Raw genomic sequence first — 21611 nt, forward strand, 5'->3', positions numbered from 1 at the left:
TTATTTTTTGACTGGTTCAATATCGAGATATTGCCAAACGGAGTTCATGATTGGATGTGCCTTAAAGCCTTGAACCTGAGGATGGATCAGCCAGTTACGCACCCGGGTATTGTGTAAAATCCAGGGATTATCGGCTTCGATTTGCCGGTTCATTTTTTCATAATAGGGCGTACGCTGATCTGGTGGCAGCTTCATGGCAGCCTGATACAGAGCATCATAGGCTTTTGAGGTATAGCAGCTCAGGTTGCCCTGCTGTGCATTTGGGCCATATAAGAGTTGAGCAAAATTTTCACCCTCCGGATAATCTGCAATCCAGGCACCGCCCCACAGCATATGTTTACATTGCGTGGCTTCTTTCAGGTTGTCGGCGAAATTGCTGATTTTAAATTCAATACGTAGACCAACTGCATCCAGATTTTTTTTCCATAATTCCGCTGCAATCACTGAAGAGCTGGAACTGGTCGAGTTCATTTTCAGTGTCAAAGGTTTGCCATCAGGCAAAGTCCGATAGCCATCTGCACCTTTTTTATAACCGAAACGGTCGAGCAGCTTATTGGCCAAAAGCGGATTATAGGCAATGCTATTTTTATAAGCTGGATTATGCCCATTCACGCCTTCGGGAATGGTCATTTCAGCTTTATCTGCATGTCCCTTATACAGCTGTTTAATGGCTTCATTCTGGTTATAAGACAAGGCGATTGCCCGACGCAGAGCGATTTTTTCTAGTGAATTTCCACCGACCACAGGATCGCGCATATTCATGATGGTATAAGTGATTTCTGCGTCTTTATTTGGATAATGTAAAATGCCTTTTTGCTTGTATTCGTTTTTGAGCTGTTTATTGACCAGGGCCTGTTCGGCACCGCTTGCAGTGAGCCGGTCATAATCCAGTTGACCCGATTTCAGCGCCAGCCAGCGCGATTGTTCTTCTTCAATAATACTGACCTTGACCATCCCAATTTGCGGCATTTTTTTGCCGCTCATTTCTTTCACCAGACGTTGATCCCAGGCCGTATTTTCACCCTTAAAATTCCAACTAAATCCCCGGTAATCTGGATTGGCCTTTAATTCAATCCGGCTACGCGGCACATATTTATGCAATTGATAGGGCCCTGTCCCGACTGGATGCTGACCTGCACGCGCGCCATAATGCTCAATGACTTCTCTGGCGGTACCGCTAAAAGTGACATAGGCCATGATATAAGGGAAATTAAAGTCGGAACGCGTGAGCGTGATTTGCAAGGTATATTGATCAAGTGCCTTTAGTCCTGCAATTGGCGCATCGTAATTAAATTGACCAGAACTTTTGGCTTGCTGAATGGCAGCATCTGCACCGAGAATTTTGCCCTCAATAAACGAAAAGGTCGGCGAATGATTTTTAGGATCCATGACCCGCTTCATGGAGTAAATATAGTCCTCGACAACCAGTTCACGTTTTTTGCCCTTAAATGCCGGATCAGCACTAAAGTAAATTCCAGGCTTAATCTTGAAGGTATAGACTTTGCCCTCCTGCTCGATCTTGGGTAAGGCTTCCGCAGTGTTCGGGGTTAAAGTGGCGGGTCGTGCCAGATAGTCGTAGCGTAATAAGGGTTCAAAAATCGCTTCGGCAATACTGCCACTATAAAAATTATAGGTCTTGACCATATCAAAACCGTCATCAGGCGCTTCAAATGCAATATTTAAAACTTTATCTGACTGCGCAGGCGATTTTGCCAAGACCGCCTCCCCCGATCCGATGGTCAGTGCTAAAACGGTCATCTTTAACATTGCTGATTTCAAAGTCATACCTATTTTTGTTTATTTAAGCTATTAAAATGAATAAGTTTTTATATGTATCTATCACTTTTTATCTGCTTCATGTTTTTTATTTTTCAACATTCAGCCTATATGATGAACCTAATCTTTCAAAGCTAAGCTAATTTCATGCCACTCTAGGCTTTAAGTAATAATTAAGTTCTTTGTACATCAAAAAACATATTTTTATTAATTATTTAAAATAATATTCATTTATAAAATCACTCAGATACAATTCGGAGTATTTGTTGCATTAATCCTACAATGACTTTCAATTTATTGCACAGAAATAATTCACTAGTGAGTCATTTTATAGCATTCCTGCGGTACAGCACTTCTCGCTATAAATAAAATAAATCTATATTTTTTAATTATTAAGCTTATTACTATAAAAGTTTTAAATCATAGTCCTAAGCCGTATTACAAAGGCATTACAAAATTTTAAAATGCCAACCAGTTACCATATTTTTTACATAATACTTACTATTAAGCCATAAATACTGATTTTCAATATCATTTTTTCTTATTTATTCAAATACCTTTTATCTGCTTTCCCTGACGCATAAGTTCTTTCTTTCTAAACCGTTATAAATTAAATACTTCTTAATATTTTGAATATTTTTACAAGAATTACAGCTAAGTTGGCACTTGCTTTGCTTAAAAAGAATACAGCATTATCTTCACACAACAAGAAAGGTGAACTTTACGATGAAAATAAATAAACTAGTCGGATCTATGGGGACTCCAACGGTTGGCAAAACGATACTCAAGTTAAGTACGCTTACCTTAAGTATGATGTTTTTGTCTTTAGCACATGCAGCGGATGAAGCAGAAAACTCTGCGGCACAACCGACCAAAGTTCAGAAAGTGACAGTGACGGGGTCGTCGATTAAAGGGGTTGCAGCACAAAGCGCATCACCAATTACTGTACTTAAAGTTGAAGATCTGGTGAACCAAGGGGTCACCACGGTTGAAGAAGCCATTAATAAAGTCAGTGCTAACCAAGCCGGCTTCGCTGTTTCACAAAATATCGGTAAAAGTAATACTTCGGGTTCAGCTGCCAACCTGCGTGGTATTGGTACCGATAAGACTCTAGTTTTATTAAATGGCCGTCGTTTAGCAAATAGCCCTTTCAGTACCTCTGAAGTTAACCTGAATATCATTCCACTGGCGATGGTTGACCGTATCGAGATCCTGCGTGATGGTGCTTCTGCGGTATATGGTGCAGATGCAATTGCCGGGGTAATTAACTTTATTATCAAAAAAGAATACCAAGGTTTTGGTATTTCGGGCGGACTGCAAGCACCGGAAGAAAAAAATGGCGACAAGTATGATGTTTCGATTTTCGGTGGTTATGGGGATTTGGACGAACAGGGATTTAACGTTTATGGTGTAATCGACTATCGTACTTCCGATATGATTATGGCCAAAGACCGTAAAGTCAGCCGTCGTGGTGGCTTGATTCCTGAACTCAACATGTCAATTGGTTCCGGTTCGGGCTTTCCTGCTAACTTGCAATCCTCAACTCTAGGCATAGTTAACCCTTATATTAATCAGAACTGTAATAATGCTCCAAATATGTTCATCTCAGGGAGTCGCTGCCTGTTAAATACTCAAGCACTCATTGGCATTACTCCAGATGAAGAAACCTTTTCTGCTTTAGCCAAAGGTACATTTAAACTCACCGATTCATTAAATGCCGTTGCTGAATATATTTATACCGAAAGTGAAGTGACCACTTCAATTGCCCCAGATGTATGGGCTGGAACCCTTTCTATTCCAGATACCAGCAAATACTACCCGGGCCAAGGTATTACGCCAGGCATTGCTGGTCTTACAGATACAAGAGTCCCACTTTTTTTACGTTCACAGTCAGGTAACCGCGTTTCTCAATCAGTGAATGAATCAAACCGGTTCTTTGCAGGAATCGAAGGTGAGGTTTTAGGCTGGGATGTAAATGGTGGCGTAACTTATGCCAAAAGTGAAGCAACTGACAATTTCGTCAGTGGTTATCTGAACCAGAGTCAGGTTCAGGCTGCGCTTAATGATGGCACCTTAAATCCATTTGGTCCTCAGGCAGCTGCAGATGCTGGAAAATGGTCGACCTTTGATGTAGCAGGCGCGACCAATATGGCTAGCTTGGATTCCACCACCTTAGATTTCACTGTCAGTCGCCCAATCTACGAACTACCTGCGGGTGAAGTTGGCTTTGCCTTGGGCGGAAGCTTTACCACTCAGGACTGGGAAGCCAAGGTCAATGCGGATCTGGTTCGACAGGTTCCAGGTAGTGGTATTGATCCGGACAAGCCTGCAAGTTCTGGTGACCGTGATATCACTGCAGTATTTACCGAATTTCACATTCCAATCTTGCCGAGCTTAGAAGCTCAACTTGCGGCGCGTTATGATGACTATAGTGACTTTGGTGACACTTTTAATCCAAAAGTATCTCTACGCTGGGAACCAATGAAAGAACTGATGTTCCGTAGCTCTTATAGCACCGGATTCCGTGCACCAAGTATGTGGGAAATTAACTCCTTACAAAGTGAAACCAATACCAGCACCAACTTTAATAACCCGCGTTTTTGTAATGCAGACGGCACACCGAACAACATCGAGTTTGCCGATCAGTGTGGTATGCAGTTCAAGCGTAAACAGGGTGGTAATCCGGACTTACAGCCGGAAGAGTCAACCTCTTTTACAGCCGGTTTCGTCTATGAACCGATCAAGAATCTGGTCTTCACTGCCGATTACTACAATATTGACATTGAAGGTCTAGTTAGCTCAGTTACACCTAATGATATTTTCAATGATCTTGATCGCTATGGCAACCTGATCGTTTATGCACCAGATGGCCGTATTCAGTATTTAAACACCACCTTACAAAATATGGGTGGCTTAAAAACTGAAGGGATTGACCTTAGCCTGAATTATTTAACCCCAATGACAGCGACCGGCCGCTTCGGTTTCGGCATTGATGGGACCTATGTCATCAAAATGGATGAGCAAGAAGAACCGGGTGGCTCATGGAAAGGTTTGGTGGGCATCTATGATGATCCTGCAGTCGTTCGCTGGAGACATATTGCCAATATTAACTGGTCTTATGAAAACTGGAAAATGAGACTAGAACAACAATATATCCGTGGTTATGAAGACTTTTCACAAGAACGTGATGTAAGTGCTTATACGCTTTATAACTTTGCAGGAACCTATAACGGATTCAAAAATCTGGAGCTAACTGCTGGTATCCGTAACATGTTTGATGCAGAACCACCTGCTTCTGATGCAACCAATAATGCCCAATACGGCTATGATCCTCGTCATGGTGACCCAATGGGCCGTACCTACTTCTTACGTGGTACCTATAAATTCTTTTAATTAATTAATTCGCAAACACTGCTGCCAAGCGGTGTTTGCAGTTTTCCCCGTTTAATTTTAGTCGAACAAAAAAATAATGCTGCCTGTAACCAAAAACAATTTTCTCATCAGTGCACTATTTCCTGTTTGTCTTAAATTCTAGGAGTCATGATGGGCACAAAGTTTGAAGACTTAGAAAAAAACTCCGCCAAAAAACTGACGGGTATTGGGGTGGTGGTTTTCTTGCATATCCTGGTTGGCCTGGTACTCATGGCGGGTATGGCAAAAGACATTATTAAACCGGCCGAACAGCCGGTTGAGCTGATGATTATCCAGGATATCAAGCCACCTGAACCTGAACCACCAAAAGAAACCCCGCCAGAACCACCGAAAATAGTGGAACAAGTGCCTGAGCTAAAACCGGTTGAAAAAGTGGTTCCTGTACAAAAAACCCTTCCAACACCGAGTCAGCCAACGACTGTTGCAGTACCTACTCCGGTTGCAGCCAGTCCTTCACCAAGTCCGGTAGCAGCACCGGCCCCAGTGGTTGCAGCCGCTCCAGCGCCTACGCCACCACCTGCTGGCGTTACTCGTGGGGTAGCGCAAGGTGAAGCCGGCTGTAAACGTCCTGACTATCCACGTGATGCCCTCATGAATGATGAGCAAGGTGAAGTTCTGATCTCTGTCTATGTAAATACTGCTGGAAAGGTTCAGGATGCCAAAGTGAAAAAGTCGAGCGGTAGCCGTTCACTGGACCGGGCAGCCTCCAAAGCATTCAGTTTATGTACCTTCAAGCCAGCAATGAAAGATGGCGAGCCGCAAGAATCTTGGTATGACATTCCCTATGAATTTGTCCTTGACTAACAGATACAACAGATAAAGAAAAAAATCAGGAGATCCATGATGAAAAAATCACTACAACCTTTTAAAAACATGACCGCTGCCGGTGTGATTGCCATCAGTACCTTAATGCCTTTACAAGCCGTTTTTGCAGAACAGTCTGCTACATCAAATACGAGTGCAGTCACTGAAACTGCCACTGTAACGCCAGCAACAACGGCTACACCTACTCCGCCCCCACTTCCGGCTGAACCGGTAGCCGAAGAGCCTGCGTATAATCCTTATGGTTTAGAAGCCATGTGGAAAGAAGGTGATATCGTTTCAAAGATTACCCTGTTTATTCTATTAATCATGTCGATCGGTACCTGGTACATCATGATCAGCAAGTGCCTGCAACAAGGAAAAATACGCAAACAGGCCAAACAAGCTGAAAATACCTTCTGGGAATCTTCTTCTCTGGACAATGCTGCCGAGAATCTGGATGAAGCCAGCGTCTACCGTTTTATTGCGGAAAAAGGTATCAAGTCAACCAAAAATCATGGTGGCAATTTACTTGAACGTATTGATTTTAATACCTGGGTCACCATTTCGATTTCCCGTGCAATCGACAAGATCCATAACCATTTAAGCGGCGGTCTGGCTTTCCTGGCAACGGTAGGTTCTACCGCTCCTTTTGTCGGCCTGTTTGGTACAGTTTGGGGGATCTACCATGCACTGACTGCAATTGGTGTTTCTGGTCAGGCTTCGATTGATAAAGTGGCAGGCCCAGTGGGTGAAGCACTGATCATGACTGCAATCGGTCTGGCAGTCGCAGTACCAGCCGTACTTGGCTACAACTGGTTGACTCGCCGTAATAAAGCGGTCATGGAAGAAGTGCGTACTTTTGGTTCTGATTTGCACGCAGTATTACTCAGCGGTGAAATCACCACCAATACTCCTGTAAATCGTGACGTGAAGTAAGAGTGAGGCATCAGCCATGGGAATGATGGTCAATTCAAATGACAGCGATGATGATGAGGTAATTGGAACCATTAATACCACACCTCTGGTTGATATTATGCTGGTTCTGCTCATTATCTTCCTGATTACAGTACCGGTTGCAATCCATACCGTCCCTGTCGATCTACCTGAAGAAAGAAATGTACCTTATGAAACCAAGCCAGACAATGTGCAGCTGGCCGTCAATAAAACTGGAGATATTTTCTGGAATGAAATTTATATCGCAGATAAATCGGTTTTACTGAGTCACTTACAGGCCGAAGCGCAAAAAACACCGCAGCCTGAAGTACATATTCGTGGCGATCAGTTAACTCCTTATGAAGCGATTGATCAGGTGATTAGTACCACCCAACAAGCCGGTATTGGCAAAATTGCTTTTGTCACGACACCGCCCGCTACACCTTAAAAGCGAAGAAGGATTAAGTTTATGGGTATGAATGTGGGTTCGAATCAAGATGATGATGTGATGCTGGATGTCAACATGACACCACTGATTGATGTGATGCTGGTCCTGTTGATCATGTTTATTATCACGATTCCATTACCAAATAACTCGATTAATATCGATCTGCCGAATGGAACACCCCCTGTCACTGATGAAAAACCGCCTGAGCCAGTGGAATTACGTCTGGATGCACAAGGCAATATTTTCTGGAATGAACAGCCCGTAGCAAGCCCTCAGGCTTTGGAAGTGCTGTTTCAGACAGTAGCCAGAAAGGCAGATCAGGATCAGATTAAAATCAAGGCCGATCGTGCTACCGAATATAAATATATCGCGATGGTCATGGCTTCAGCACAACGTCTAGATGTCAAAAAAATTGGCATTATGAGCAATAACACGCCGTAATTTTCACCCCAGAAAAAAAACCCAGCATATGCTGGGTTTTTTGATTGATCTGATCTTACATCTGCGATTGAATATAATTTTGCAGGCCAATCAGTTCGATCAGACGCAATTGTTTTTCCAGCCAGTAGGTGTGATCTTCTTCGGTATCTGACATTTGCTGGCGCAGCATATCACGGGTGATATAGTCCCCTTTTTCTTCGCACAGCTTGATGCCCTGTGCCAGTTTTTCTCGCACATGATATTCAAGTTTCAGGTCGGCTTTCAGACAGCTCACCACATCTTCACCAATCTCAATGTCATCGCGTTGCATGTTTGGTGTACCTTCCAGGAACAAGACACGACGGATAATCGCATCCGCATGCTGGGCTTCTTCCTGCATTTCATGGTCGATACGTTCAAAGATTTTGGTTAAACCCCAATCTTCATACATCCGAGAGTGAATCAAGTATTGGTCACGAGCAGCCAGTTCGCCACCGATCAACATATTTAAATAATCTACGACTTCTGGATTACCGCGCATTTGAATTACTCCCTGCCTTTATCTGGCTATTATGGAGAAACTCAAAGGATTTTGCAAAGCCTAACATTGGTTAAATATATGATTTTTATATAATTAAAATGAGAAGTACTTGCATTTACACTTCGTTCTGAATCAAATCCCATTTATAAAACAATACTTTGCACTGTCACGACTATTCACTTTAAGCACAATCTGCCGGACAAATCCATCAGTTAAGATTTGTAAGTATTCATTAAAACCCGCAAGATTGCTTATTTTTGTATAAACATCACCGATTTGGCGTACTTAATGCATAAATTTCGCTTATCATTCAGACAAATTTAAAACAACAACGGTTTAAATATGACACATCCACATACAACAGCACCTGTTCTGGTCACCGGTGCATCGGGTTATATTGCCAGCTGGGTTATCCAGAAATTACTCACGCAAGGCTATACTGTACATGCCACGGTACGTGACCTGAACAAAAGCAAAAGCTTCGCCCATTTAGAAAAAATTGCCGAGAACAGTCCAGGCACCCTCAAATTATTTCAGGCCAATTTACTGAGTCCGGGTTCTTTTGATGCCGCCATGCAAGGCTGTGAAATTGTGTTTCATATGGCGTCGCCCTTTGTGGTCACCAATTATAAGGATGCGGTCAAAGATATTATTGAACCTGCGATTTTAGGTACTGAAAATGTCCTGAAAAGCGTCAACCACACCGAATCCGTGAAACGTGTGATTGTTACCTCGAGTATTGCCTCTACTTATGGCGATGCCATTGATATTCTGCAAACTGAAAATAACAGTTTTGATGAATCACACTGGAATAGCACCAGTTCGGAAACTCATCAGCCTTATCCTTATTCCAAAGTCATGGCAGAGCGTAAGGCCTGGGAAATGGCAGAAGCACAGGATCGCTGGCAGCTGGTCTGTATCAATCCAGCGCTGGTTTTTGGTAAATCCCTCACACCAAATACCCAGTCTGGCAGTGTCGAAGTACTGCAACAGTTTGCCAATGGCATGACTTTACTCGGTGTTCCACCGATGTGGAATGGCGTGGTCGATGTGCAGGATGTGGCCGAAGCGCATCTTCGTGCCGCGTTTAAGCCGGAGGCGCAAGGACGTTATATCATTTGCAGTGAAAGCCTGAGCCTGCTGGAAATGGGGCAGATTTTACGAGCACATTTTGGCAATAAGTTCCCCTTCCCGCGCAATCAGTTACCAAAGGCGGCCTTTAAACTGTTTGGACCATTGGCAGGTTTTAGTCCCAAGTTTGTGGAACTGAACATGGGTTATCCGATCTACTTCAATGCGCAAAAGAGTCAGGATGAACTGAGCATTCAGTATCGTCCGGTACGAGAAAGTCTGGTCGAGCATTTCCAGCAATTACTCGATGATGGCGTAGTCAAAAAATATATTCCTTAATCGTACTAGCTCAAACCTGATCTGACAGTTACCGATTTTTTTATTGTATCTGTCAGATTAAATTTGAGCGACTACACCGACTTATGCGCCCACAAGCTCACTATTCCTGCCTAAAAACAAGCTAAGCAGAAGTCCAACGCGCATTTTTCCACGCTTGCTGTTGCTTTGCATCTAGGAAAGTCCAAGCCACAAAACGACTCTCTTTTTGCCCCTGCGTCATTTTAATGGTTTTTAAATCCACTGCACCGCACTTACGCAAGGTATTTAACAGCATAGGCAATGTGGTTTTCTTAGAAACCAGTGTACTAAACCAAAGACATTGCTCAGCAAATTGTGTGCTCTCTTGTACCATCTGGCAAACAAAGCGTTCTTCTCCACCGTCACACCACAGCTCGTTCTTTTGTCCGCCAAAGTTTAACACCACTTTAGACCGATCAACCGGTTTGCCAAGTTTGCGTAATTTTTGCGTTGCTGTGGCATTTGCTTCATCTTGCGAAGCATGAAATGGTGGGTTACACAGGGTCAAATCAAAACGATCTGAAGGTTTAATCACGCCTTTGAAAATATTGCTCGGTGTCTTTTGCAATCGAATCTGAATCCCCTTTTTGAGATTTGGATTTGCCTCCACAATAAATTGAGCACTTTTAACCGATGCAGGATGAATGTCTGAGCCAACAAATTTCCAACCATAACTACGATGACCAATAATCGGATAAATACAGTTCGCGCCCACCCCAATATCTAATACGTGAACGGCGTGTCCTATTGGAATCTGACCTTTATTGCTATCACTCAACAAGTCCGCCAAATAGTGAATATAGTCGGCTCTACCCGGAATAGGTGGACAAAGATAATCTTGAGGAATATCCCAATATTGAATACTATAAAAATGCTTGAGCAATGCTTTATTGAGCATTTTCACAGCTTGAGGATCAGAAAAGTTGACTGAAAGATCGTTATATTGATTCGGGCTGACAAAAGGCGCAAGTTCCGGACAACTCTTGATTAACTGAGGAAAATCGTAACGACTGCGATGCAGATTTCGTGCATGTAATTGCGATTTTTGTTGCAGAAAAGATTTCTTTGCTTGAGCCATGTGTATGTCAATCATCAACGGGAGAACAGAATCAATAAGGCAGGATCTATACCTGCGAATGAATCGATATTGTACGTGAATTCAACTCACATTGCCGAACCCGTCCTTGTATTTGTCTATCCTCCCCCCTCTCATTCACCTATAGTTTTGAACTAGCAATAAAAAAGACACCTCAAGACTCATCATCCTTAGTGTCTTTTTTATTTAAGTCATTGTTTAGAACTGATTAGTCTTCGATTTGCCCATGCTCTTTCATCAGGGCAATGAACTGTTCCTCATTGATGACCGTTACACCCAGCTTTTCTGCCTTGTCCAGTTTAGAACCGGCTTTTTCACCAGCTACCACGCATTTGGTTTTGCTCGATACACTGCCGCTGACTCGCGCACCCAGTGCCTGAAGTAATTGAGTCGCTTCATCGCGCCCCATACTGCTTAAGGTTCCGGTCACGACCCAACTTTCGCCATTGAGTGGCTGACGGGTCGGTGCAACTGGCGCATCCCAGTGAATGCCCGCGGCCAGTAAACGGTCTAGAACTTCCAGATTATGCGGTGCCTGAAAGAAATCCAGAATCCATTCAGCAGTAATAGCGCCCACATCCGGAGTTTTCTTTAATGCCTCCAGATCTGCCTGATGCAGTGCCTCCAGTGTCTGGAAGGTATTGGCCAGCATACGTGCTGTGGTTTCACCGACGCCACGAATACCGAGCGCATAAATAAATGCGGCCAATGTGGTTTTCTTACTGTTCTCAATAGAATCTATTAAATTCTGAACCGATTTGGCTCCCATCTTTTCAATACCGAGCAAGGTCTCACGATGTTCATGCAGGTGGTAAATATCCGAGACATCCTTGAGCAGGTTCAGATGCAGCAAAGATTCTGCCCAGCGATCGCCCAGACCTTCAATGTCCATGGCCTTGCGCGAAACAAAATGACGAATCGCCTCAATACGCTGTGCAGCACAATACAGTCCACCCGAACAACGTGCCAAAGCTTCCCCTTCAGGCATCACCACCGGTGAATCACAGACTGGACATTTTTCTGGTAAATGCACTTCAATGGCGTCCACCGGACGGAATTCCGGCCAGACTTTTTCGACTTTAGGAATCACATCACCACTGCGGTAAACACTGACCGTATCGCCAATGCGTACATCCAGACGGTGAATTTCACCAATATTATGCAGGGTCACATTGGATACCGTGACGCCGCCCACCGCCACCGGATTCAAACGTGCCACCGGTGTCAGAGTTCCGGTACGACCCACCTGCCAGTTAATATTTTCGACCGTGGTCAAGGCTGCAACTGCCGGAAATTTATAGGCCGTGGCCCAACGCGGCTCCCGGCTCAGAAAACCGAGTTGCTGCTGCTGTTTCAGGTCATTGACTTTAACCACCATGCCATCGATTTCTACACTGAGACTGGCACGTTCCTCAATAATCTGTTCATAGACTTTTTGCACGTCCTGAATACTGTCACAGATAAAGTGGCGCTCACCTACAGCAAAACCAAACTGACTCAGCCATTCCAGACTGTCCGACATGCTGCGTTGACCATGATGCGGTACACACTGCGCAATTCCATAAGCATAAAAAGCCAGTGGCCGTGATGCGGCAATATTCGGATCGAGCTGGCGCAAACTTCCTGCCGCGGCATTACGCGGGTTGGCAAAGGTCTTTTCACCTTTTGCTGCATTGGCGGCATTCAGTTTTTCAAAGCCCGATTTCGGCATCAATACTTCGCCGCGTACTTCCAGCAAATCGGGAATAACGCCATTTACTGCTGATAACAGCTTCGGCAGGTTACGAATGGTCCTGACATTCTGGGTAATATCTTCACCGGTTTCCCCGTCACCGCGGGTCACACCACGGGTCAATACACCATGCTCATACCACAGGGAAATGGCCAGACCGTCAAATTTCAGTTCCACATCATATTCGATTTTTTGATTCGGCAAACGCTCTTCAATACGGCGGGCAAAAGTAAAAAGATCGTCCTGATTAAAGACATTGCCCAAGGACAGCATCGGAATGGCGTGAGTAATGCTCACAAATTTTGAAAGTGCCTGCCCGCCGACTTTATCGGTCGGGCTATCCGGCTGGATCAGATCGGGATATTGTTGTTCTAAAGCTTTGAGCTGATGAAAGAGCTGATCATATTCACTGTCTTCAATGCTCGGTTGATCCATCACATAATAAGCATGATTATGCTTGGCAAGCAGTTGAATCAGTTGACGCATTTGCGCAATGACAGTGGCATCTTGGGTCATAATTTCACCATAAAAAAGGGCGGAAAATCCGCCCTGTAGAATATTCAGCTTTTGGCTATTATAAAAATTGCAGTCTACAGATTCAACTTGCAGATCGAACAAAACCACTTAAACTTCTGTAGGTTGACCCGCGCGATAATCAATCGCCTGATGGCGCCAGAATTCACGTAATTGTGGTGTAAATTCCTGCTGGTTCTGATCGTAGACCAGACCATCGACTTCACGGGCAATTAACCGTGAAATACTGTCCATGGTATCAAAGGCATTTTGTACATCGCTATGCGGCAAAGCCAGGAAGAAGGCCAGACCTTTGACTTCCTGAGTCGAGAGAGTTTCCAGATCAAAACCTTCCATGCCGGTATCCGTCATTTGCAGTACCGAAAACAGCAGTTTTGAATCATCTTCACTATAGCGGTGGAAACAGGCCAGTTCGCCATAACGCAGACCATATTTCAACAAGACTTTCAGTGTTTTATCACCTGAAAGTACACGGCCTTGCGGATAGATATGCAAAGAAATAATCGTTTCAGCATTGGATAATGCACTTTCTTCATCTACTATTTTCTGTTCATGCAGATGGGCATCCAGAATACTGCTTTCATCATTAAATTCAAAAATTTCCGCTTTTTCGATACTGCTGTTGAGACTGAATTCGACAGCGGTATCTTTATCTTCCGTCTGGTTATTTTCCGCTTCTACTTCGGCCGGCTTTTGCTCCACTGATGTTTCGGCTGCTTCTGTGCTTGCAGAGCTTGCCACGACTTCAGCTTCGGTCACTGGACTCGGCTCGTCCGCTGCAGCTGTCTCAAGCACTGCTGGCTCGGCCACAGTCGGTTCAGGCTTGCGAAATGCTGAGGGCTTTTCAGGGGCCGGTTCTTCTACACGCAGGCTTGGCTCTACACGCTGTGCCGGTTCTGCTTCCTGTTTCGCCAGTTGCGAACGCACATGCCTTGGAATGACAGGGGTCTGGCTGTCAGGATCGATATGCAGGTTGGCATCCAGTGACGGTACAGCCTCTACAGGTTTTTTGAACAGCATTCTGATGCCGAATAGCATGATGACAATTGCTATCACAATCCCGATAATGGTGGTGATTTCCATATTATACCTCCGCAGCTAAGCCGTATTCTTTTGCCTGTTCCAAATTTACAGTCACTAATTTTGAGGTTCCCGGTTCAGGCATGGTTACACCTAGAAGATCAGTCGCCATCATCATTGCAAGTTTGTTATGGGTAATATAAATAAATTGTACGTGTTCAGAAAGTTCTTTCACTAAATTACAAAAACGTCCTACGTTGGCATCATCCAGCGGTGCATCGACTTCATCCAGTACACAAAAAGGAGCCGGATTTAGGCGAAAAATCGCGAATACCAATGCCAATGCCGTTAAAGCCTTTTCCCCACCAGAGAGTAAAGCCAACGAGCTGTTACGTTTACCCGGTGGTCGGGCCATCAGTTTTACACCCGATTGCCAGCCATCTTCAAGGCTTAAACTCGCTTCGCCACCTTCAAACACTTTAGGAAACAGCTGTTGCAGTTCTGCATTGACCTGATTAAAGGTGTGCATAAACAGTTTGCGGGTTTCCTGGTCAATACTCTTCATCGCAGCCTGCAACTGTTCTACAGTATTTTCCAGATCCTGCATCTGATGGCTCAGCTCATCATAGCGTTTCGAGACTTCTTCATATTCTTCAGAAGCCGCCAGATTCACGGCACCAAGTTTATCAAATTGCGCCTGAGCTTTTTCCAGTTTGGCCTGATGGTTTTTGACATCAATATTCAAGCCACTGATGACTTCATGATTCAGTTCTTTTAACTGTTCCGAATAATGCTGCAAGTCGGATCTAGCCGCTTGCCAGGCCAGACGTTTGGCTTCCAGTTCTGTACGCAGTTTTTCATCCTGCTGCTGGAAACTGTGACGCTGTTCAGTTAAATGCTGCTGTTTGCTCTGCACCTGATTTAATTCGATCTGCCAGTCGGCCCAGGTTTTTTGCAGCTTTTCAGTGATCTGCGCCTGTTCATTAAACTGGCTCTGTAAAGCAGGCAATTCTAGCTGTACCGGATCGACAAATTTCTTGGCTTGCTCGATTTGTAGATTAATTTGTTGATACTGTTCTATTAAAAATACCTGATCTTTTTCCAGCAATTCAATCTGCTGCTGACTCTGTACGCTTTGACGGCGCAGCAGTTCCAGTTCCTGCTGCGCTTGCTGGCTAAGCTGCTGCGAGTCATCTAACTGAGTGCTCAATGCTTCCAGCTGGAATTGCAGGGTTTTATAATTTGGTAGCGCTTGTTCCAGCTTAATATTCAGAGCATGCAGATCAATTTCCAGATCGTCTTTCTGCATGGCATCTTCTTCTAGCTGCTCATCGAGTTGTTGCAGCTGATGCTGTAATTGCTGCTTATGTAATGCGAAAGCCTGAGCACTACTTTGAACTTTGGCAATATTGACATCGAGTTGTTGCAGTTGCTTTTGTGTGTGCTTGTACTGCTCACTGATCGTTTGAATCTGGGTTTTTAACTCCTTCATCCGAAGATTCAGTTCAGGCAGTTGCTCTTCAGCCTGACTAAGTTGGGTATTCAGTGCTGATAACTGAAGCTCGATTTCCTCCAGACGAATCCGGTGGCTGAGTGCCCCTTGTCCTGCCTGACTGGCTTCATCATAGTCCAGGGCAATCACCCAATCCGCACCCACATGGTAGCCATCTAAACTCAGTAATGTCTGGCCTCGTGATAACTGAGATTGAAGTTTTAAGGCTTCGCTTAGATTCTCGGCCACCGCAACTTGCTGCCAGAGCGAATAGTGCGGAGATTCAATCCAGTCGGCCAGAGACAGCGTATTGGCAAGTTGAATTTTATCCTGCACAACATATTGCTTTAACTGACGCGCACGATCTTCAAGGAAGTTCTCGCCTTGTGCCAGAATTTGCGCAGTCAGCCATTTTGCTAAAAACTTTTCGATCAGGCTGGCATGTACTTTGCCTGCCTGATTAAGCTTAAGCACCTGCATCAGCTGTACTGCATCGGCTTTGGCATGAGGGTTGGCTTTGGTCAGCAACTGACTCAGATTTTTTTGTTCTGAATGAAGCACCTGAATTTCAGATTTGAGCTGCATCAGCTGTTGTTGACGACTTGCCTGTTCTGCCTGCATCTGCTCAAGTTGAGTTTTCAGTTCTTTGAGTTGAGTTTCAAAGCCAGCAATTTGCTGTTCAGCCTGTGCTTTATCTGTCTGATACTGCTCCAGCTCATCCTGCTGCGCTTGATGCTGAATCTGAACACTCTGCTGCTGTACGGTGTGTTTTTGCTGCTCAATCCGCTCGATATTCTTGGCCAGTTGTTCACTTTGCGCCAGCATCTGCATTTTACGCTGCTGTTGCTGTTCGACCTGGGTTTTGATCTGAGCGAATTGTGCTGCGACTGTTGTATGTTGTGATTTCAGATCGGCCAGATTTTGACTCTGTGCCTGATTCCGGCCATCTTGCTGCTGCAATTGTGCCTGCTGATCTTCAGCTTGTTGCTGCAAAGTCTCAAGTTGCAGCTCGATTAACTGTAAACGTTCTTTGGTCTGGGCTTTTTGCTGTTCCAGTTCGATCAGACTGCTGGAATTCTGCTCGAGCAGAGACTGCTTTTGCTGCAAGGTCATGTCCAGTTCGGCCAGTTTCTTCTCGGCCTGTTGCCATTCACTTTGCAAAGGTGTGGATTGCTGAATCAGACGCTGAAACAGTTCACTGGTAGTTCCCAAATCATGTTCAACCGTGGTCAGTTCGGAACGCACCAGCTTAAAGTTTTCCCCGAGCGTATTCATCTCCACGGTATATTCTTGTTGCAAGCGCTGGCTTTGTTCACATTGAAAAGACAGGATTTCAATCTTGATGCTGCGGATCTGTGTTTCCAGTTGCTTATATTGAATCGCGCTTTCAGCCTGACGTTTCAGAGTTTTTAGCTGAGATTTCAGCTCAGAGGCAATATCTTCCAGACGCGACAGGTTTTGCGTGGTGTGATCCAGATGCAGCATGGTTTCACGGCGCCGTGCCTGATAACGCGAAACCCCGGCAGCTTCTTCAATATAGACCCGCATTTCATCCGGCTTGGCATCGACCAGACGGTTGATCATGCCCTGTTCAATAATCGCGTAAGAACGTGGCCCCAGACCGGTGCCCAGAAAAATATCGGTAATGTCACGACGCCGGCATTTGCTGCCATTCAGGAAATACTCAGACTTGCCATCGCGGTTGACCTGACGGCGGACTGCCAGTTCATTATAGGCATTATAAGCACCGCCCAGTTTGCCATAGGTATTGTCAAAGCGCAGTTCTACACTGGCCATGCCCACCGGTTTACGCTTGGCAGTTCCGGTAAAAATCACGTCCTGCATGCTGCCACCACGCAGCTGGCGCGCACTGGACTCGCCCATGACCCAGCGTATGGCATCAATGACGTTAGATTTACCACACCCGTTCGGTCCCACGACTGCAGTACGGTTATCTTTAAAATGTAAAGTGGTACTGTCGGCAAAAGATTTAAAGCCTGAAAGTTTTAAACTGCTTAAACGCATAATGTCCTGATTTAACGTCGTGAGCGTCTGGCCCACGCGAGTTCAATTTGTTTCATCCGTGTCAGAGATTCCAACACAAGGTTGCGTAAGTGTCGACAAAAATCTTCCATAAATAAAGCGGCCTGATGGGTTTTTCGTATCAAAATTGCTTCAGTGACCAGTTTAAATAAGTCGAAAGATTCCTGTAACTCGCGTCTGGAAATATTCAGGGTCAGGAAATAGCTACGCCGCAAGCAAGGTAACAGTTCCTGATAGTAGCGCATCAGATAGGGATTTCCGACCATCTCATGTTGCTGGGCCATGCCCTGAAAGATCAGATCATAAAACTTTTCTGTATGTCCTTGGCGAGTTTCTGCTTCTAATTGTTCTAATAATAGCTGAATGCGCTCGGCTTCATGACTCCGCCAGGTTTCAGCCATACGATGCACCATCTGCCCCAGCAATAAAGAGGTAATATCAAATAAGGCCCGCACCTGCAAGGCCGACATTTCCGAGACAATGGCACCGCGACGCGGATAAATTTCAATCAGCTGGGTGCGTTCCAGCAACAGCAGGGCTTCACGAACCGACCCTCGACTGACATCCAGCTCCGAGGCAATCCTGAGTTCCTGTATACGTTCGCCTTCGACCAATTCGCCGCGAATAATCTGTTCGCTAATGTGTTTGGCAATCTGCTCAGACAAACTGTGTGCTTGTTCTAATGGCATACCGTTCCTGTCTTTATTTTTATGGATACTGGTTCAGCCCATGATTTGGGCTATATTGCTATTAGACAGAATTTTTTCGATGAATACTGTGACATTGTCAGACAATCTTGTGTCTCTACAGCCAACTCAAGTTCATAAAAAAGGAGAATAGTGAACCATTCTCCTTAGGTGATACATCAGTTCAACCTAAAAAATTAAATCAGGCCATAAAACCTTGATAAATAAAATACAGACCGACGGTGGTCAGTAAAGCCGCAAAACATTTTTTCAGTACCGCAGGTGAAAGTAAATGTGCCACTTTTGCACCGAGTTTGGCGGTAAAAAAACTCATCATACTGATGCCAATAAAGGCATAAATATGGATATAGCCAATCGTATTTGGTACTGTGACCTGGGCCTGTTGACCAAACCAGATAAAGCCTAGTGCGCCTGCCACGGCAATCGGCAATCCACAAGCCGCAGAGGTCGCCACGGCTTTTTGCATCACGATGCCACAGCGATTCAAAAACGGGACTGTCAGACTACCGCCACCAATCCCAAAGATCGCCGATGCCACACCAATCCCACCGCCCGCAGCGAGTTGTACCGGGGTTGAAGGCAATTTTTTATTCGGATCGACCTGAACATTGGCGCCTTTAAACATTCTAAACGCCACCCAGACTGCAAAGAACCCGATCAACAGCTGCAAGCCTTGACCAGATAAATAGTCAGCAATCCCTGCGCCCAGGAAGGAACCAATAATCAAGCCGGGTGCCAGATTACGAAATACCGACCACAACACGGCACCTCTTTGATGATGCGCCATGACCGAACTGATCGAGGTGACAATAATGGTAGCCAGAGAAGTCCCCACCGCCATGTGCATAATCACGCTGGGATCGTACTGGAGCTGGGTAAAAACAATGTACAGAATCGGCACAATAATCAAACCACCACCGACCCCAAACAGGCCAGCGGTAAATCCTGCAATTGCACCAATCAATAAATATATGATTAACTCCATAACGATATTTACCACGTTTAGATTCAAATGGATGTAGAAACTCGTGAACTGCAACAACGATTAAGCGATGCAGGCCAGCTTCCGGAAGTATTGCTCATCAAACCGATTACCACATCGACCAATGACGATGTGCGGGAATTGGCAACCAAGGGGGTACAGCAGGTTCTGGTCTGTAGCCATGTGCAGACCCAAGGCCGTGGGCAGCGCCAGCGTCAATGGATTTCACCTGAAGGGAATATCTATTTAAGCACATTGCTGCATACACAAAAACCCATCGATGGCCGTTTGGCTCTGGAAATTGCGTTAAATATCCTGCAAATGCGCAGTCTACAAGGGCTGGACTTGCAAGTAAAATGGCCGAATGACCTGTATAGCGTCAAAGGCAAATGGGGCGGCATTCTGGTAGAACCGATTTCACCTACGCAAGTGGTGGTCGGGGTCGGGATCAACCTCAGTCCAATGTCTGCTGAGGTTCCCGAGCAGCAAGTGACCTCATTGAATGAGTTGGGCCTGCATCAGGGTTCACGCATTCAGCTGATTGCAGAACTGTATCTGGCGATTCAGCAAGCCGGACAATGGTTTAGTTATGGCAGCCAGAATCTGTCTGGTCGTTTCAATCGACATGCCGCTTTTATCCAAGAGAGGGTTGAATTTACCGATCTGCAAGGGCAATATTCAGGAAAATTTCTGGGTATTCAGGATGATGGCGCTGTTAAAATCGCAACTGAAACAGGTGTCCACATCTTTTACCAAGGTCAATTACGGCTCAAAAATAATCCTTGAACAGGCATAATCCATGAAGAAACTATGGCTAGATATTGGCAATACCCGACTCAAATACTGGATTACCGAACAAGATCAGATCATTGAACATGCAGCGGAATTACATTTACAATCCCCTGCCGATTTGTTACTTGGCCTGATCCAGCACTTTAAAACGCTGGATCTGGATCAGGTCGGATTGTCTTCGGTTCAGGACAAAACCAATAATGAGCGCATTCTTAGTATATTAGATGGTCTGCATATTCCAGTGATTTTTGCTCAGGTGCAGGCCCAATATGCTGGCCTGATTTGTGGCTATGATGAACCCGCACAACTGGGGATTGACCGCTGGCTACAGGTACTTGCTGTCGCGACCCAGCCTCATGAGAATTATTGTGTGATTAGTTGTGGTACAGCGCTGACCATTGACCTGATTCAAGGACAACAACATTTAGGCGGTTTTATTCTGCCAAATTTATATTTGCAACGTGATGCACTAATTCAGAATACCAAAGGCATTAAAATTCCGGATGCCGCATTTTCTGAGCTCAATCCCGGACGCAATACCATCGATGCAGTACATCATGGCATTCTGCTCGGTCTGCTCAGCACCATTGAAAAAGTGCTGCATGATTTTCCGGCACAGCTGGTACTAACCGGTGGAGATGCTCCAGTGTTTGCCCAGCATCTTGAGCCGTATCAGCCGAGGATTGAACCTGATCTTCTGCTTAAAGGTTTGCAGCATTTTGCGGCTCATTTGCCAGACACAGTTTCATGATTTCGAGCAATTGAGGAAATTCGGTAAATCCATCACATTTGTTAAAATGTCCGGCTTTTTTAATCTCAAAAATTTGAGCATTTAAGCTGTGGGCCAGGCGCAAGGAAACCGGTGCAGGTACAAAAGGATCATTACTGGAGATCAGTATGACCGCGCGTTTATAGCTATACGGCAGGTTGTTCAGATCCAGTCGTGTCGCCTGCAGCATTTTATTCAGTTCCGACCAGGCCACCAGCGGTGTATCGAAAGCTGAAACCAGAATAACCCCGCCGGTCTTGCGGTGCTGCTGGAGATAATGTTGCTGTAAAAAACTTAAAACACTGAGTCCACTCAGGCCATGGGCAACTAAAAAAGTATGCTCATCCAGGTGTGGAATATGCAGTTTCAGATTCTGCTGCCATTCTTCTAGATCAGGCTGAAAAGGATTGGCCAGCATAATCCGTTTTGAATCAACACCGACATTTTTGAGTTGGCGACTCAGCCACGGATACCAATGGTCATTTGAGGTGGCCTGATAATCAGGCACGATATAGACTTTATTGATTATATTTTTCATCGTGTTTTACTTATTATAATTGAGCACAAAGTGCTTTGGCAAAAACTACTATTAAACAGTCTGAAGATGAAATTCAAGTAACTTTTTGCATCCCATCTCAGACTCAATTTACAAATTGAACGAA

Annotated in this window: 17 protein-coding genes; 8 read left to right on the plus strand and 9 right to left on the minus strand. The window is 44.9% G+C overall.

All coding sequences use genetic code 11. From position 1 onward, the window contains the following. The gene (locus tag FTU90_RS03730) at nt 1–1758 is read right to left on the minus strand and encodes an ABC transporter substrate-binding protein (RefSeq protein ID WP_159138572.1); all 1758 of its coding nucleotides are present in this window, start codon (nt 1756–1758) and stop codon (nt 1–3) included. Between the two features lie 744 nt (nt 1759–2502). On the opposite strand from FTU90_RS03730, the gene FTU90_RS03735 reads away from it, so the two are divergent. The 5 genes from FTU90_RS03735 (at nt 2503) to FTU90_RS03755 (ending at nt 7834) form a co-directional block, all read left to right on the plus strand. Continuing rightward, nucleotides 2503–5169 carry a TonB-dependent receptor gene (locus FTU90_RS03735; protein WP_159138571.1) on the plus strand — a complete coding sequence of 889 codons (2667 nt, stop codon included), beginning with the start codon at nt 2503–2505 and terminating at the stop codon, nt 5167–5169. Between the two features lie 150 nt (nt 5170–5319). Then, on the plus strand, nt 5320–6012 hold the full coding sequence (locus FTU90_RS03740) for an energy transducer TonB (RefSeq protein WP_100328935.1): 693 nt from the start codon (nt 5320–5322) through the stop codon (nt 6010–6012). Between the two features lie 36 nt (nt 6013–6048). Further along, nucleotides 6049–6948: a MotA/TolQ/ExbB proton channel family protein gene (locus FTU90_RS03745; protein WP_180000445.1), complete on the plus strand. Its 900-nt coding sequence runs from the start codon at nt 6049–6051 to the stop codon at nt 6946–6948. Nucleotides 6949–6964: 16 nt separating this feature from the next. Next, nucleotides 6965–7393 (plus strand): biopolymer transporter ExbD, encoded by a 429-nt coding sequence (locus tag FTU90_RS03750; protein ID WP_180071957.1) that lies wholly within the window; start codon nt 6965–6967, stop codon nt 7391–7393. 21 nt (nt 7394–7414) lie between these two features. Beyond that, a complete protein-coding gene (locus FTU90_RS03755; RefSeq protein WP_100328938.1) occupies nt 7415–7834 on the plus strand; it encodes a biopolymer transporter ExbD in 420 nt (139 codons plus the stop codon). A gap of 55 nt (nt 7835–7889) precedes the next feature. On the opposite strand, the gene bfr is transcribed toward FTU90_RS03755, so the two are convergent. Further along, entirely contained in the window at nt 7890–8354 is a 465-nt protein-coding gene (bfr, locus tag FTU90_RS03760) for a bacterioferritin (RefSeq protein ID WP_100328939.1), read from the minus strand. 342 nt (nt 8355–8696) lie between these two features. On the opposite strand from bfr, the gene FTU90_RS03765 reads away from it, so the two are divergent. Continuing rightward, nucleotides 8697–9764 (plus strand): aldehyde reductase, encoded by a 1068-nt coding sequence (locus tag FTU90_RS03765; protein ID WP_100355521.1) that lies wholly within the window; start codon nt 8697–8699, stop codon nt 9762–9764. 121 nt (nt 9765–9885) lie between these two features. Here FTU90_RS03765 and rlmF read toward each other — a convergent pair whose 3' ends face one another. The 6 genes from rlmF to FTU90_RS03795 form a co-directional block, all read right to left on the minus strand. Further along, the gene (rlmF, locus tag FTU90_RS03770) at nt 9886–10860 is read right to left on the minus strand and encodes a 23S rRNA (adenine(1618)-N(6))-methyltransferase RlmF (RefSeq protein WP_100357348.1); all 975 of its coding nucleotides are present in this window, start codon (nt 10858–10860) and stop codon (nt 9886–9888) included. Between the two features lie 226 nt (nt 10861–11086). Continuing rightward, nucleotides 11087–13126, minus strand: coding sequence for an NAD-dependent DNA ligase LigA (gene ligA / locus FTU90_RS03775; RefSeq protein WP_180071958.1), 2040 nt, complete (start codon nt 13124–13126; stop codon nt 11087–11089). A 108-nt stretch (nt 13127–13234) separates the two neighbouring features. Continuing rightward, complete coding sequence (locus tag FTU90_RS03780) at nt 13235–14227, minus strand: cell division protein ZipA C-terminal FtsZ-binding domain-containing protein (protein WP_005172421.1); 993 nt, start codon at nt 14225–14227, stop codon at nt 13235–13237. Nucleotide 14228: 1 nt separating this feature from the next. Continuing rightward, the gene (smc, locus tag FTU90_RS03785) at nt 14229–17681 is read right to left on the minus strand and encodes a chromosome segregation protein SMC (protein WP_180071965.1); all 3453 of its coding nucleotides are present in this window, start codon (nt 17679–17681) and stop codon (nt 14229–14231) included. Nucleotides 17682–17692: 11 nt separating this feature from the next. Beyond that, entirely contained in the window at nt 17693–18388 is a 696-nt protein-coding gene (locus FTU90_RS03790; RefSeq protein ID WP_005095938.1) for a GntR family transcriptional regulator, read from the minus strand. Between the two features lie 199 nt (nt 18389–18587). After that, complete coding sequence (locus FTU90_RS03795; protein ID WP_005172427.1) at nt 18588–19391, minus strand: sulfite exporter TauE/SafE family protein; 804 nt, start codon at nt 19389–19391, stop codon at nt 18588–18590. Nucleotides 19392–19418: 27 nt separating this feature from the next. Between FTU90_RS03795 and FTU90_RS03800 the strand changes: the two genes are divergently transcribed. Beyond that, the gene (locus tag FTU90_RS03800) at nt 19419–20174 is read left to right on the plus strand and encodes a biotin--[acetyl-CoA-carboxylase] ligase (protein WP_180050602.1); all 756 of its coding nucleotides are present in this window, start codon (nt 19419–19421) and stop codon (nt 20172–20174) included. Between the two features lie 13 nt (nt 20175–20187). Next, nucleotides 20188–20931 (plus strand): type III pantothenate kinase, encoded by a 744-nt coding sequence (locus tag FTU90_RS03805; RefSeq protein ID WP_180040317.1) that lies wholly within the window; start codon nt 20188–20190, stop codon nt 20929–20931. Here FTU90_RS03805 and FTU90_RS03810 read toward each other — a convergent pair. After that, the gene (locus tag FTU90_RS03810; RefSeq protein WP_180071959.1) at nt 20882–21487 is read right to left on the minus strand and encodes an alpha/beta hydrolase; all 606 of its coding nucleotides are present in this window, start codon (nt 21485–21487) and stop codon (nt 20882–20884) included. The two genes, FTU90_RS03805 and FTU90_RS03810, sit on opposite strands and share 50 nt — an antisense overlap. Nucleotides 21488–21611 lie beyond the last annotated feature (124 nt).

It is taken from the genome of Acinetobacter sp. YH12200 (genome assembly GCF_013418175.1).
Taxonomy (GTDB): domain Bacteria; phylum Pseudomonadota; class Gammaproteobacteria; order Pseudomonadales; family Moraxellaceae; genus Acinetobacter; species Acinetobacter pseudolwoffii.

What these genes read in the sequence shown, in the direction of transcription:
- FTU90_RS03730 (WP_159138572.1), bottom strand. Translation starts at nt 1,758, where the DNA reads ATGACCGTTTTAGCACTGACCATCGGATCGGGGGAGGCGGTCTTGGCA.
- FTU90_RS03735 (WP_159138571.1), top strand. Translation starts at nt 2,503, where the DNA reads ATGAAAATAAATAAACTAGTCGGATCTATGGGGACTCCAACGGTTGGC.
- FTU90_RS03740 (WP_100328935.1), top strand. Translation starts at nt 5,320, where the DNA reads ATGGGCACAAAGTTTGAAGACTTAGAAAAAAACTCCGCCAAAAAACTG.
- FTU90_RS03745 (WP_180000445.1), top strand. Translation starts at nt 6,049, where the DNA reads ATGATGAAAAAATCACTACAACCTTTTAAAAACATGACCGCTGCCGGT.
- FTU90_RS03750 (WP_180071957.1), top strand. Translation starts at nt 6,965, where the DNA reads ATGGGAATGATGGTCAATTCAAATGACAGCGATGATGATGAGGTAATT.
- FTU90_RS03755 (WP_100328938.1), top strand. Translation starts at nt 7,415, where the DNA reads ATGGGTATGAATGTGGGTTCGAATCAAGATGATGATGTGATGCTGGAT.
- bfr (WP_100328939.1), bottom strand. Translation starts at nt 8,354, where the DNA reads ATGCGCGGTAATCCAGAAGTCGTAGATTATTTAAATATGTTGATCGGT.
- FTU90_RS03765 (WP_100355521.1), top strand. Translation starts at nt 8,697, where the DNA reads ATGACACATCCACATACAACAGCACCTGTTCTGGTCACCGGTGCATCG.
- rlmF (WP_100357348.1), bottom strand. Translation starts at nt 10,860, where the DNA reads ATGGCTCAAGCAAAGAAATCTTTTCTGCAACAAAAATCGCAATTACAT.
- ligA (WP_180071958.1), bottom strand. Translation starts at nt 13,126, where the DNA reads ATGACCCAAGATGCCACTGTCATTGCGCAAATGCGTCAACTGATTCAA.
- FTU90_RS03780 (WP_005172421.1), bottom strand. Translation starts at nt 14,227, where the DNA reads ATGGAAATCACCACCATTATCGGGATTGTGATAGCAATTGTCATCATG.
- smc (WP_180071965.1), bottom strand. Translation starts at nt 17,681, where the DNA reads ATGCGTTTAAGCAGTTTAAAACTTTCAGGCTTTAAATCTTTTGCCGAC.
- FTU90_RS03790 (WP_005095938.1), bottom strand. Translation starts at nt 18,388, where the DNA reads ATGCCATTAGAACAAGCACACAGTTTGTCTGAGCAGATTGCCAAACAC.
- FTU90_RS03795 (WP_005172427.1), bottom strand. Translation starts at nt 19,391, where the DNA reads ATGGAGTTAATCATATATTTATTGATTGGTGCAATTGCAGGATTTACC.
- FTU90_RS03800 (WP_180050602.1), top strand. Translation starts at nt 19,419, where the DNA reads ATGGATGTAGAAACTCGTGAACTGCAACAACGATTAAGCGATGCAGGC.
- FTU90_RS03805 (WP_180040317.1), top strand. Translation starts at nt 20,188, where the DNA reads ATGAAGAAACTATGGCTAGATATTGGCAATACCCGACTCAAATACTGG.
- FTU90_RS03810 (WP_180071959.1), bottom strand. Translation starts at nt 21,487, where the DNA reads ATGAAAAATATAATCAATAAAGTCTATATCGTGCCTGATTATCAGGCC.